This window comes from Paenibacillus sp. JCM 18996, assembly GCF_055392555.1.
Window position 1 is genome coordinate 1393871 of record NZ_AP043884.1, and the last position, 13862, is coordinate 1407732.

The 13862-nt window shown below is 53.1% G+C and carries 11 protein-coding genes; 3 read left to right on the forward strand and 8 right to left on the reverse strand.

The annotated features are described in order from the left end of the window. Positions 1–139 precede the first annotated feature (139 nt). Together ACZ5N7_RS06845 and ACZ5N7_RS06850 are read left to right on the forward strand one after the other, a co-directional pair. Complete coding sequence (locus ACZ5N7_RS06845; protein WP_464658360.1) at positions 140–1003, forward strand: class I SAM-dependent methyltransferase; 864 nt, start codon at positions 140–142, stop codon at positions 1001–1003. Between the two features lie 3 nt (positions 1004–1006). Continuing rightward, complete coding sequence (locus ACZ5N7_RS06850) at positions 1007–1702, forward strand: RluA family pseudouridine synthase (RefSeq protein ID WP_464658361.1); 696 nt, start codon at positions 1007–1009, stop codon at positions 1700–1702. A gap of 39 nt (positions 1703–1741) precedes the next feature. Here ACZ5N7_RS06850 and ACZ5N7_RS06855 read toward each other — a convergent pair whose 3' ends face one another. After that, positions 1742–2146, reverse strand: a complete 405-nt coding sequence (locus ACZ5N7_RS06855; RefSeq protein ID WP_464658362.1) for a MarR family winged helix-turn-helix transcriptional regulator — start codon at positions 2144–2146, stop codon at positions 1742–1744. A gap of 240 nt (positions 2147–2386) precedes the next feature. Here ACZ5N7_RS06855 and ACZ5N7_RS06860 point away from each other — a divergent pair, with 240 nt between their 5' ends. Continuing rightward, positions 2387–2554, forward strand: a complete 168-nt coding sequence (locus ACZ5N7_RS06860) for a hypothetical protein (RefSeq protein WP_464658363.1) — start codon at positions 2387–2389, stop codon at positions 2552–2554. 12 nt (positions 2555–2566) lie between these two features. Here ACZ5N7_RS06860 and parC read toward each other — a convergent pair whose 3' ends face one another. The 7 genes from parC to ACZ5N7_RS06895 form a co-directional block, all read right to left on the reverse strand. After that, positions 2567–5020: a DNA topoisomerase IV subunit A gene (gene parC, locus ACZ5N7_RS06865; protein ID WP_464658364.1), complete on the reverse strand. Its 2454-nt coding sequence runs from the start codon at positions 5018–5020 to the stop codon at positions 2567–2569. Between the two features lie 13 nt (positions 5021–5033). Continuing rightward, positions 5034–7043: a DNA topoisomerase IV subunit B gene (gene parE / locus ACZ5N7_RS06870; RefSeq protein ID WP_464658365.1), complete on the reverse strand. Its 2010-nt coding sequence runs from the start codon at positions 7041–7043 to the stop codon at positions 5034–5036. 57 nt (positions 7044–7100) lie between these two features. Next, positions 7101–8093, reverse strand: coding sequence for an ABC transporter permease subunit (locus tag ACZ5N7_RS06875; protein ID WP_464658366.1), 993 nt, complete (start codon positions 8091–8093; stop codon positions 7101–7103). Further along, complete coding sequence (locus tag ACZ5N7_RS06880; protein WP_464659176.1) at positions 8086–8970, reverse strand: ABC transporter ATP-binding protein; 885 nt, start codon at positions 8968–8970, stop codon at positions 8086–8088. The genes ACZ5N7_RS06875 and ACZ5N7_RS06880 overlap by 8 nt, the downstream gene beginning before the upstream one ends. A 94-nt stretch (positions 8971–9064) precedes the next feature. After that, the gene (locus ACZ5N7_RS06885) at positions 9065–9877 is read right to left on the reverse strand and encodes a GDSL-type esterase/lipase family protein (protein WP_464658367.1); all 813 of its coding nucleotides are present in this window, start codon (positions 9875–9877) and stop codon (positions 9065–9067) included. Between the two features lie 246 nt (positions 9878–10123). Then, positions 10124–11980 (reverse strand): ABC transporter ATP-binding protein, encoded by a 1857-nt coding sequence (locus tag ACZ5N7_RS06890; RefSeq protein WP_464658368.1) that lies wholly within the window; start codon positions 11978–11980, stop codon positions 10124–10126. A gap of 25 nt (positions 11981–12005) precedes the next feature. After that, positions 12006–13811 carry an ABC transporter ATP-binding protein gene (locus tag ACZ5N7_RS06895; protein ID WP_464658369.1) on the reverse strand — a complete coding sequence of 602 codons (1806 nt, stop codon included), beginning with the start codon at positions 13809–13811 and terminating at the stop codon, positions 12006–12008. Positions 13812–13862: the final 51 nt, after the last annotated feature.

Below are 13862 nucleotides of genomic sequence, written 5' to 3' on the forward strand. Positions count from 1 at the left end.
TTAAATATATTAACCCGATTTTTCATTTTTGAATAAGTTGGGTACAGTAAATATTGGATATTCGTGAACCGGTGTTGTAGAATGAAAATCTATGGATGCGGATGAATCGCAGATCTCAGCGAAAGAAGGTTTTTGCTCAATGTTTGTTGCAGACGATTGGAAAGATTATGAATTGATCGACACGGGAAGCGGTGAAAAGCTGGAGCGCTGGGGCCCGGTAGTTCTGCGCCGTCCCGATCCTCAAATTATATGGCCCTTGGATAAAGAGACACCGGCCTGGAAACAGGCGGATGCCCACTATCACCGCAGCGCCTCCGGAGGCGGCGAGTGGGAATATCGGACGGAGATTCCGGACAGATGGACGATTTCCTACGGCAGGCTCTCTTTTCACATCAAACCGACGGGCTTCAAGCACACGGGTCTGTTCCCCGAACAGGCTGTCAATTGGAAATGGATGATGGACAAGATCGGTTCGGCCGGGCGTCCGGTGAAGGTGCTCAATCTGTTCGCTTACACCGGCGGTGCCTCAGTTGCATGCGCTTCTGCCGGTGCGGAGGTGGTCCACGTCGACGCATCCAAAGGCGTAGTGCAGTGGGCCAAAGAGAACCTGCATCTTTCCGGGCTGGCCCATCGTCCCGTGCGTTTTATTACGGACGATGTGTTTAAATTTGTACAGAGGGAACAGCGCCGGGGAAACAAATACGACGCGATTATTATGGATCCGCCGTCTTACGGCCGGGGACCGAACGGCGAAACATGGAAGCTCGAGGACGATCTGTTCCCCTTCATACAGAGCTGCGCCTCCATCTTGTCCGACCGGCCGCTGTTCCTGCTGATCAACTCTTACACGACAGGCTTGTCTTCCACCGTGCTGTACAATATCCTGTCCTTGACCCTGCACAAAAAATTCGGCGGCCGGATTACGAGCGGAGAAATCGGACTGCCCGCCACAGCCACAAAGCTGATGCTGCCGTGCGGAATTCTCGCCCGCTGGGAGGAATAAGCCGTGTCGCGCGCTGCTCCTTCCATTCCCATCCTGTTCGAAGACAACCATGTGCTCGTTGTGGTGAAGCCTGTCAACATGCCCACCCAGGAAGACGAGTCCAAGGATCCCGATCTTCTTAGTGTGCTTAAAGACGGCATCAAGATCAGGTTCGGAAAACCCGGCAATGTGTTTCTCGGTTTGGTTCACCGGTTGGACCGGCCGGTCGGCGGGGTGATGGTCTTCGCCAAAACGTCCAAGGCCGCTTCGCGGTTGTCCGACGCGGTGAGAACAAGGTCGTTTAACAAAACCTACACAGCGGTAGTCCGCGGGAAATTACAGGGCTCCCGCGGCCGGCTCACCGACTGCCTGCTCAAAAACGAGAAGACGAACACCGTGACCGTCGTGGACAAAGCCCATCCGGGAGCCAAGGAAGCCGTTCTCGATTACGAGGTATTGGCTGAATCCGATGGCTTGAGCCTGGTCCGAATTCATCTTCATACCGGCCGGCCCCACCAGATCCGCGTGCAGCTCGCACATCAAGGCTGTCCGCTGTACGGCGACCAGAAATACGGGGCATCCGTAAACAAACCGGGCCAACAGATTTCCCTATGGGCAACGGAGCTCGAGTTCCCGCATCCAGTCCTTAAGGAGCGGATGAGCTTTCAGTCGGAACCGCCCGCGGAATATCCTTGGAACCTATGGACTTCTCTTGCTTAAAATTGAACCTAAGAGCCTCCCGGCCCGCAAGGTGCCGGTCTAATTGGCAACTTTGCCGAGCAGGTAAACAAGCAGCTGCTGGTTATGCTGAGAGATGCGGCCCAGGTGGCCGTGCAGAAACTCGCTGCGCACTTGGGCGCCTCTTTCGCATTCCCGCATTCCCTTCTCCGTCATCGTCACCCAGACGATTCTGCGGTCCCGCTCGTCCCTTTCCCTCACAATGAGCTCGTTCCGCTCCATCCTGTCCAGCAAAGTCGTAATGGCCGCTGGCGTCGTTTCCAAATGCTCGATAAAGTCGGACGGCTTCATTTTTCCATTCGTTTTCATCAATTCAAGCAAGTTCAGTTGGCTTTCCGTCAGAGTAGGAGCAAGTTCCGTTTCCATATGGGATTTCATTTCTTTGCTGAGCTTCATCCACAGTCTGGAAAAATCGTTATAGTACATTGCGCAATCACTCCTGGAATAACAGAATACCTAATCTTTTAACTTGTCTAAATTATAGCATTGTTCTTTGGCGGAAAATAGTTTTATGGCATTAATATTTTAGGACATGATTCGATCTTAGTAATCACGTTCTGACGCTATTCTACATACACTAAAACTATAGGCTGGCGCCTAACGGCGACGGAGTGATGAATTTGTCGAATTCGCTCGGAAAAATAGGACCCTACGGAGGGATGAACGATGGAAGAGTACAAAAAGACTATTGCGGAGCAGGCAATGAAGGAAGGAATAATAAACGACCCGCAGTGGCTGGACCGTTTGAACGAGTCCATACCATTGTGGGCCGTACTGGAAATGATGCTGAAGCTGATCGACCGGCTGGATCCGCCGACTCAGAGCTACGACTGACTTTGTACGCCCTCATTCGGGCAGCTTCATCAGGCCGGTGACCTGGTCGGTTTTCCCCATCGATACGACCTGCTTGCCTGTCGATTTGCGGTCTTCTAACGGAGCTTTCTCTGTAGATAGGGAAGACCTTTCCCCGCTTCCGAGCAATGCTGTGATGATAAACGGCTCCTTCACATAGAATGCGCCGGCCAATTGGGAGCCGCTCGGCTTTAGCCGCTTTCCGTCCTTGAATTCAAAGGTTATGACGCCTTTTCCTCCGCGTCCCTGGAGCGGGTAATCGATGAGCGGCGATCTTTTGGCATAGCCGTGGCCGGAGACGGCAAGAATTTGGCCTTCTTCGCCGTCGATCCAGTTCGGAACCCATTCCGCGGCAACCACCTCGTCATCCTCTTTCAGCTGGATGCCGCGTACTCCTCCCGCTGCGCGGCCCATGGAGTTGACTTCTTCCTCCTTGAACCGGATGCTCATTCCCTGCCTGGACACAAGCAGGATGTCCTGATTGTTGGAGGAAAGCTGCACTTGCACAAGCTCATCGCCTTCCGCCACTTTGGCTGCAACCAGTGCGTTGGAACGGTTGGTCATATATTCCTTGAGCTCGGTTCGTTTGACCTGGCCTTTCCTGGTCACGAACACCAGGGACTTGCCTGGCTGTTCGAAGTCTTTGACAGGGATGACGCTCACGATCCGGTCTTCTTTGGCAATCCCTATCACATTCACGATCGCGGTGCCGTTCTCTTTCCATTTGTATTCCGGAACCTGATGGACCGGCAGCAGAAAGTACTGCCCTCTCCTTGTGAAAATAAGCAGGTTCTCGATCGTATTGATATCGAATAAATAGCGGATAAAGTCGCCCTCTTTGACTCCGGAGCTGCCCAGATCCCCGCCAGACCGGGTAAAGGAAAGCTTGCTCGTCCGCTTGATGTATCCTTCGCTCGAAAGGGTGACGAAGACATCCTCGGGACTGACCATCACTTCCAGGTTAACCTTCAGTTCCTCTACTTCGCCCTGTATTTCGGAGCGGCGGTCAATGCCGTATTTGCTGCGGATTTCGGTCATTTCCTGTTTAATCACCTGGAACAGCTGCTTGGAGGAGCCAAGAATGCCTTGAAGGTAAGCGATCGTCTTCTGGACATCTTTGAGCTCCTTCTCCAATGAATGGATTTCGAGATTGGTTAACCGGTAAAGCTGCAGGACCAGAATCGCGTCGGCCTGCCGCTCGGTGAAACCGAATTGAACCACGAGGTTGTTCTGCGCGTCCTGGCGGTTCTTGGAGGCTTTGATAGCGGCAATGACCTCGTCCAGGATGTTCAGCGCCTTGACAAGCCCTTCCAGCACATGCGCGCGGTCAAGAGCCTTTTCCAGTTCATACTGCGAACGGCAGGTGACGACTTCCTTCTGGTGCTCGATGTATGCATCCAGCATGCTTTTCAGCCCCAGCTGTTTGGGATGCTTGTTGACGATCGCCACCATGTTGAAGTTGTACGCAACCTGGAGGTCGGTTTTCTTTAGCAGAAAGGCAAGGATGCCTTGGGCGTCGGCGTCTTTCTTCAGCTCCACCACAATCCTGAGGCCATTGCGGCCGCTCTCGTCCCTTACTTCGGCAATGCCTTCCACTTTCTTTTCCAGACGGATATTCTCCATGGCCGTAACCAGCCTTGATTTCACCACCTGATACGGAATCTCCGTAATTACGATCTGCTGCTTTCCGCCGCGCATATCCTCAATAGCCGTTTTAGAGCGCAAATAGATACGGCCCTTGCCGCCCGTGAATGCGTCGCGGATCCCGTCTTCCCCCATGATGATGCCGCCTGTGGGAAAGTCCGGCCCTTTGATGATAGCCATAAGATCCGATAAGGAAATTGCGGGATTGTCGATGACTGCGATGCAGGCGTCAATGACTTCCCTTAGATTGTGCGGAGGGATTTCTGTGGCAAAGCCGGAAGAAATCCCGCTCACCCCGTTCACGAGCAGATTGGGAAACCGGGCGGGCAGGACTACGGGCTCTTTGGTGGTGTTGTCAAAATTATCTTTGAACTGTACGGTGCGCTTCTCTATATCGCGCAGAAGCTCAGAAGCGATCTCGGACAGCCTGGCTTCGGTATAGCGCATGGCCGCCGCCGGATCATCGTCGAGCGATCCCCAGTTGCCGTGCCCGTCAATGAGCACATGGCCCATTTTCCACGGCTGCGCCATGCGGACCATCCCTTCGTAAATCGAAGAATCGCCGTGCGGATGGTAATTGCCCATTACGTCCCCGACCGTCTTTGCCGATTTGCGGTAAGGCTTGTCATGCGTGTTGCCTGCATCGTACATCGCATACAGAATTCTGCGCTGCACGGGCTTCAGGCCGTCGCGCACATCGGGGATGGCGCGGTCCTGAATAATATATTTCGAATAGCGTCCGAAACGGTCCCCGACCACTTCCTCGAGAAACGCCGGTAAAAATTGTTCTAAAATGTTATCCACCTACGGGCCACCTCTACTCCTCGAACTCCGTGAAGTCCACATTCTCTATAATCCACCGCTTGCGGGGATCCACCTTGTCGCCCATCAATGTCGACACGCGGCGTTCCGCTTTGGCGGCATCTTCGATCTGCACTTGAAGCAGGGTTCTGGATTCAGGATCCATCGTCGTTTCCCACAGCTGGTCGGGATTCATTTCTCCAAGCCCTTTATACCTTTGCAGCTCCGTGTTCTTGCCAAGCTCCTTGCTGAGCTTCTGAAGCTGCTCGTCCGTCCAGGCGTATTTGACGACCGCAGCTTTGCCTGATTTTTTGGTCACTTTATAAAGCGGCGGCTGGGCGATATACACTTTTCCGCTGTCTATCAAAGGCTTCATGTACCGGTAAAAGAACGTGAGCAGCAGCACCTGGATGTGGGCGCCGTCAGTATCCGCATCTGTCATGATGATGACCTTGCCGTAATTGGTTTCATCGGCCGCGAATTCCGGGCCGACCCCCGCCCCGATCGCCGATATGATCGCTTTGTACTCGTCGTTCTTCAGGATGTCCAGAAGCTTGGCCTTCTCCGGATTCATCGGCTTCCCTTTCAGCGGGAGAATGGCCTGATGCTTGGAATCGCGCCCCTGTTTGGCCGAACCGCCCGCGGAATCGCCTTCCACGATAAACAGCTCGTTGCGCGCATAATCCTTGGACTGGGCAGGGGTGAGCTTGCCGCCCAGGTTGGAGCTTTCGCTCTTGCCCTTCTTGCCGCTGCGCACTTCCTCCCTGGCCTTGCGCGCCGCTTCCCTTGCCTTCGCCGACTGTACGGCTTTCTTCAGAACCATCTGCGCAACAGCCGGGTTTTCCTCGAGAAATACGGACATCCTCTCGGATACGACGGCGTCCACCACGCTTCGGGCCGACGCGCTGCCCAGCTGGTCCTTCGTCTGGCCGACGAATTCCACTTCGCCCATCTTGATGTTGATGACCGCCATCATGCCTTCGCGCAGGTCCGCTCCCTCGAGATTTTTTTCCTTTTCCTTCAGGATGGCATTCTTGCGGGCATATTCATTCATCACGCGGGTGTAGGCCGTCTTGAAGCCGGTTTCGTGAGTCCCGCCTCCCCGGGTCGGAATCGAGTTGACGAACGATGCCATCGTCTCAGTGTAGCCGTCATTGTACTGCAGCGCTACTTCTACTTCAATCTCATCCTTCTCGGAGTACAAATGTATCACGTCATGGAGCACGGTTTTATCCTCGTTAAGGTATTTCACGAACTGGGCGGCCCCGCCCTCATAAGAGAAGACTTCCTCGTTCCCGCTGCGCTCGTCTTTCACGGCAACCGTCAAGCCGGAGTTGAGAAAAGCAATTTCCTGCAGGCGCTCGGCCAGCGTGTCATAATTGATCGCGGTTCCACCTTGAAACACGCGTCTGTCGGGCTTGAACGTGACCTTCGTGCCGGTCCTGTTCGTATTCCCGGTCACTTCCAGGCCCGTCACAGGTTCGCCGACATGCTCCTTGCCGTGCTCATCGACCCAATATTCGAACCGTTGCTTATGGATCTTGCCGTCTCTGAAAATTTCGACCACGAGCCATTCGGAAAGGGCGTTGGTCACGGAAGCGCCGACGCCGTGCAAGCCGCCTGATTTCTTGTAGCCGGAGCCGCCGAACTTGCCGCCCGCATGCAGGATCGTAAACACGACCTGCGGAGTCGGAATCCCGGTTTTATGCATTCCCGTCGGGATTCCGCGGCCGTTGTCATAAACCGTAACCGATCCGTCTTTATGGAGTGTGACCTCAATTTTGGAGCAAAATTTCGCCAGATGCTCGTCCACCGCATTGTCGACGATCTCCCACACCAGATGGTGCAGGCCTGACGTGCTGGTGCTGCCTATATACATCCCGGGCCGTTTGCGGACGGCCGTCAAGCCTTCAAGCACTTGTATGTCATCGGCTTCGTATGTTCCCGCGTAAACAGCGGTCCCGACAGAGGGAGGCTGTTTGGCAGGCGCCGCCGATTGCGAGAATAAATCCAATTGTTCAGGCATCAATGTGCCTCCTTAGTTGTCTTCACTATTACTTAGCATTATATTCATTCACAGAGGCTAGTTCAATACATCTTTTCGGATGAACGCCCAGAAAGCGACCGCCAGCGAGGCCAGCGACCACACGGTGAGCACGATCAGGGAAAAGGCGAGATCCATGCCCTTAATGGGCGGAACCCCTCCGGACAAATAAGTGGTCAGGCCCAAATTGACGTTAAATAAATATTTGGCCGTTTCCCACGACGAGACCATATTGGTGAGGATAGGACCCATAATGAGCAGGGCAAGCATGACCCCCATGCTGACGGAGGCGCTCCGCAGAAGCACGGATGCAGTCAGCGACATGACTCCCACCACCAGCGCCGAGAACCAGACGAGGCCGAACTCCATCAACAAATAAAGCCACTGCGGTACGGCTTTCACATGGGACAGGTCAATGTTCGTGCCGACGGCCTGAAAACCTACAAATACCGGCACAGACCATCCGGCAAAACCAAAAACCATTCCGGACAGGAGATAACAAAGCACTCCCGTGGCCAGCACTGTGAGAGAGACGAAGAAAATAATGGCGATCAATTTGCTCATCAGCACTTTCCACCTGCTCACCGGCCGGGTCAGCAGCAGCTTGATCGTTCCCGATGCGTGCTCGGATGAAACGAGATCGGCGGCAATGACAACCACCATCAGCGGGATGAACAAGCTGGACGCGTTTTTCACGAATTCCCTGGTGAAGGTCACCCCGTTGGGAGAACTGGGATCGACATCGCGGTCAAGATAGTACTGCCATATTTTAATCTGAACCTGCCTCCACTGCTTCCATTCATCGGGGCCGCGGCCCGAATTCACGGATCGGGAGTAGTCGGTGATCTTCTGCCGTATATCCGCACGCCAATCCTGCGTTCCCAGCTGTTTTTGGCTGGTTTGGACGACCTTCAGCTGAGCGTATGTAAAAATCGGGATGAGTACCATCAATATCGCCAAAACGACTAAAAATCTGCGCTTTTTTATAATTTTGATGCTTTCGTTCTGGACCAGCGGGTATAAGCTAATCAATGCGCTCACCTTCCGTCAGGCGGAGGAACAAATCTTCCAGCGTCGGAGTTTTGGTCTCGATGGAATGCACTCTCACATTCGCCCGGACCATTTTCTCATTCAAAAGCGGAATCCGCTCCGGATGCATCTGGACATGGACAGCTTCCAAGCGGGATTCACAAGCCTTATCATTGCGGTCCAGGATGCGGATGCCGTCCTCGCCGCCAAGCAGCTCGAAAGCTATATCGCCCGGGGACACGTGCCAAACGACTGAAGCCTCCCCGCCGCCGACCAGCTCCTCAACCCTCCCGACTGAAATCACTTCACCGCGCCGGATGATGGCCACTCGGTCGCACATTAACTGGATTTCGCCGAGCAAATGACTGGATATGAATACGCTTATGCCGCTGTCAGCCAGCCTTCGTATAAACTGCCTCAGCTCTTTTATCCCCTGCGGATCAAGACCGTTAGTAGGCTCGTCCAGAATGAGCAGCTTCGGCTTCCCGAGCAGCGCTTGCGCAATGCCCAGCCTTTGTCTCATGCCCAGCGAATATGTCTTCACTTTATCATGTATCCGCTGGTCCATGCCTACGATCTCGGCCACTTCATGTATCCTTCCTCCGGTAACCCCCGGAATCATTCTTGCAAAATGTTCCAGGTTCTCCCATCCCGTCAGATACGGATACAGCTCCGGATTCTCGACGATACAGCCTACATGCAGCATCGCTTCGTTATGGGCCTTGCGCACATCATGGCCGCAGATTTCAATCGTGCCTTCAGTGGGACGGATCAAATCGACCAGCATCCGGATCGTCGTCGTCTTGCCGGACCCGTTGGGGCCCAGAAAGCCGAAGATTTCGCCCTCCATGACATCAAAAGAAATGCCCTTTATGATCATACGGTTATCGATTTTCTTCTTAACCCCGTTCACCGATAGAACGACATTTGCGCTCAAAAGCTTCCCCTCCGCTGTCCCGTCATTCAATCCTTTGCTACTCTAAAATGTTCACGATGCGGTCAGCGATCCTTTCGTATCCCTTCCCGTTCGGATGAAAATGATCGTCCGCCAAATAACCTCTGCCATTCAAACGGAACAGGTCGTAGGTAGGGACCATAATCATGTTCGGATACCGGTTGGCGAGTCCGAAGGCGGCATTATTCCATTTTTCCACAACGGCGGAGCCGTCTCTGTTCGCGTCTATATCCAGAAAAGGATGATAGAGGCCGATATACATGATCTTGGCGCGCGGATTCGCTTCTCCGACGATTTTCAGGATTTTGTCCAGCCTGATCAAGGCTTCCGGCATCCGCTCCAAGGCGGCCTGCACATTAAATTCCTGTGTCGGATTGTCAAAAATCCCTTTTCCGCCGTTAAAAATATCGTTGCCCCCAATCGTCAGCATAATCAAATCCGCTTCCGCGAGGGCTTGGCCGATCTGCTTTTTCTGCGTCAGGTCATTCAGGAGCTGATCCGTCCGGTAGCCGGAAACCGCAAAATTGTTAAGGACGTAAACAGGCTTGCCGTTCCTGGCCGTCAGCTTTTCCTGCACCTGCTTCACGTAACCCTTGGTCGAAATATCGCCCACTCCCTCCGTGAGAGAATCTCCCAGAGCCACTATATTGATTTTGCTGCCGTCCGCCACATAGGGACGGGATGCTTCCAACTTAGGCACGGGTCCAATTCCGCTGTCCGCAGCAGGATAAAGTATATCTTTCACGGCATACACAAATCCGCCCGCAAAAAGTAAAGTAGAGAGCACAGCAGCAATCCCGGCCGTGCCCCACAGGGTGCTTGTCCTTTTCAAGCGGATCCCCCATTTCGTAATTCAGATAATGTCGCGCAAGTTCGCTTTAACGCGAATTCACGTTTATAATTATAAATTAGAGTAATCCTTCTGAAGCGTTTTTGCAACTCGGCTCTCGAGGGCGGATTGTCTTTTGATTGAGTAAGACGCGGAAATCCGTTTATGATAGAGAGAGTCTTTGATTATAGACTTCTGCGTTACGCACAAAAAAAGAAGCTGCCCGAAAGAGCAGCTTCCTGCAACAATTTATAATGTTGCTGCTTCCTGAAGGAAGCGGTACTGTGCCTGGATCAAGCCGTAATAATGCCCTTTCTTCTCCATCAGCTCTTGATGGTTGCCGGCCTCTATCATCCTGCCGTGATCCATTACGACGATCCGGTCCGCATGGCGGATCGTGGACAGCCGGTGGGCGATGATGAAGGAAGTCCGCCCTTCGAGCAACACCTTCAATGCTTCCTGGATTTTCAGCTCGGTCTCGGTGTCGATGCTCGCTGTCGCTTCATCGAGGATAAGCACGGCAGGATCCGCAAGCAGTGCACGCGCAAAAGACAACAGCTGCCTCTGCCCCATCGACAGCACGCTTCCTCGCTCCTGCACCTCGGTTTCGTAGCCCTGCGGCAGCGTCATGATAAAACCGTGGGCATCCACCGCTTTGGCCGCGGCTTCCACCTCCGCATCCGTCGCGCCCAGACGGCCGAAGCGGATATTATCCCGTATCGTGCCGGAAAAAATAAACGTGTCCTGCATCACCAGTCCGACTTGGGAACGCAGGCTCTGCACCGTGACCTCCCTGATATCCGTGCCATCGATGAGCACTCTGCCCTCCACAGGATCATAGAACCGGCACAGCAGATTGATGATCGTGCTTTTTCCCGATCCGGTATGGCCTACCAGGGCAATACTTTGTCCCGCTTTCACATCAAGAGAAATGCCTCTCAAAGCCGGTCGCCCCGGTTCGTACTCGAACACAATATTCTCAAAGCTCACATCGCCTTTCACCGGAGGCAGCGGCTTGGCGTCTTGAGGCTCCAGCACAGTGGGCTGCTCGTCAATAAACTCGAAGATCCTCTCGGACGAAGCCATGGCGATAAGCAGCTGCGAATACATCTGGCCGAGACGGGTAATCGGTTCCCAGAAGTTCCCGATGTAGCTGGCAAATGCGACGAGCAAACCGACTGTAATTTCACCGGATTGGATCAAATGTCCGCCATACCAGAACAGGATGCAATAGCCGATCGCGCCAGTGACTTCAATCAGCGGGTTGAAGGTTTGGTTCAATCTTGACCCTCTGTCCCAGTTGGCGCGGTTCTCCTTGTTCATCTCCTCGAAGAAAGCCATATTGTCTTTTTCCTGCGTGTAAGCCTGTGTAACGCGTATCCCCTGGATGCTTTCGTTCAAGTGGGCGTTGATTCTGGACTGCCTAGTGTTCACGATCTGCCACGCGATACGGATTCTTTTGCGAAGCGAGGTCGATATGTAGAACATTAAAGGAACTGTAAAAATGATGGCCGAAGCCAGCTTGACGTTAATGAAGAACAAAATGACAACGATCCCCGAAAGCTGGACACAGTCTATGAGCAGGTTGATGATTCCGTTCGAAAGCAGGTCCTGAAGCGAGTTAACATAGTTCGTGATTCGAACCAGAACCGATCCCGCGGGCCTTTTATCGAAAAACCGGAAAGACAGGCTCTGGATGTTCGTAAACAGATGATGGCGAAGGTCGTAAATCACTTTCTGGCCGATCAGGTTCGTGTAGCGGATCCGGTATGTATTGGCCGCCCACTGAATAATGTAAACCGCAAGCATGCCGGCCACGGTCCACCACAGCAGATTCAGGTTTTTCCCGGCGATGGCCTTGTCAATAATAATTCCGAAAAGCAAAGGAATCGTCAATTTCGTAATCGCTCCCACCAGCATCATAACAATAACGACGGGCAGCAGCTGTTTGCTGTAAGGCTTTACGTAATGGAACATCCGTTTGACCTGGCTCCAATCGAAGCCTTTATCGATTTCCTGGTCATCCTGATAAACGAAGCGGTCCTTCACATTCTGCTTGGGAGGCTGGGCTTGGCCAGGCTGGCTCCTGTGCACTTCGGTATTCATGGGTACGTCCTCCTAGACGAAGAAATTATGAAGTTCGGGCGCGCAGCTTTGCCAAATCGATGACACTGTCGGTTTTGGAAGGCGAAGGATCGGGCTCGACAAGCTGGTCGGAATATTGGATTTTAAACGTTTCCAAGTATCTGCCCGGCATCTTGAGCAATTCTTCGTGGCTGCCTCTTTGTACGATCTTTCCGCCATCCAAAACAATAATTTCGTCCGCACGCTTGAGAGAGGAAATCCGGTGGGCGATGATAAAAGTCGTTCTTCCCTTCATTACTTCCCTCAGAGCGCCCTGGATTTCCTGCTCCGTTTCCATATCCACCGCGCTCGTGGCGTCGTCCAGAATAAGAATTTTCGGATCGTTCAGAATGGCTCGGGCTATCGCAATCCTCTGCTTTTGCCCTCCCGACAGGCCCAATCCCCGCTCACCTACGATCGTATCGTACCCCTCGGGAAGCTCGCTGATAAAATCGTGCGCTTGGGCGATCTTCGCGGCGCGGATGACGGCTTCCATGTCGATATCCCGGTTGCCGTAGGCTATATTGTTGCGGATCGTAGAGGAAAACAGGAACGTTTCCTGGAACACCAGCGCCATCTGCTTCCGCAGGCTTTCCAGAGAGATGTCCGCAATATCGCGCCCGTCCAGCGTAATTCTGCCCTCTTTTACATTGTAGGCTCTGAGCATCAGTTGGATAATCGTCGATTTCCCTGCCCCCGTGCCGCCTAACAGACCGATCACCGAGCCTGCGGGCGCATCCAGCGATATATTCGTCAAGGAAGGCTGTTTCTCGGGATAAGCGAAAGTCACGTTCTCAAAACGGATATGCCCTTTTACCTCTTCCTTGTTCAGCTCGATGGCGTTCGGTTTGTCTTTTATATGGATGTGCATGTTCAGCAGTTCAAGCAAACGTTCGCAGGAAGTCTTGGACTGCGTGTAAGCGTTGATGAAAAAGCCCAGGCCCCACATCGGACCGATTATGTACCAGAGAATGCTGTAACAGGCGACCAGCTGCCCGACCGTGATTGCTTCCGTGATAACCAGATATCCGCCCGCCGCCAGCAGGATAACGACGCTCATATTCGCGAGAAGCTCCATCACAGGGAAGTAATTGGAAGAAATATGGGAAGCTTTGATGTTATTCGCCTGGTATTCGGCGTTCCGGCTGGAAAACTTGTCGATTTCATAAGGTTCTCTGGCAAAAGATTTCACTGTTCGCACACCCGTTATGTTCTCCTGCACCGTTGTAGTGAGATCGCTTAACGAAGTGCGGATCGTACGGAATGCCGGATGAATCTTCGAATGGAACCGGATGGCGGAGTAGCCCAGAAAAGGCATGGCAGCCATAGTCACAAGTCCAAGCTTCCAATTGATGCTAAGCAGCATGACCACCCCGAAAACAAACATCAGGAAGACGTTAAGGATCTGGGCAAAAATAAAGCCGATAAACTGGCGAAGCGCATCCAAATCCGCGGTCAGTTTGGACATTAAATCGCCTGTTCTGGCTTGGTCGTAATACTGAAACGAGATATATTGGAGCTTCTCGTACGCCGCTTTTCTCAGATTGTAGGCCACCCTGTTGCCCAGCCGCCCCCCTGTAAGTCCGCTCAAAAACTGGAACACGGCCTTGACCATAATGACCCCAATCACAAGCAGCGATAATTTCGGGATGAGCTCAAATTTCTGCGGTTTAATCACGTCGTCAATCAAATAGCGCAGCAGGTTCGGATACACCAACCCGAGCACTGTCGTACACATTAAACAAACAATCGAGGCTGCGAGCAGCCAGCGGTGCTCCCAGTAATACTCTTTTAACTGCTTGAGGACTTCCATTTTCACCCTCCCGACATGGTGCGGCGCCTTCAATGCGCCGCTTAATGTTCA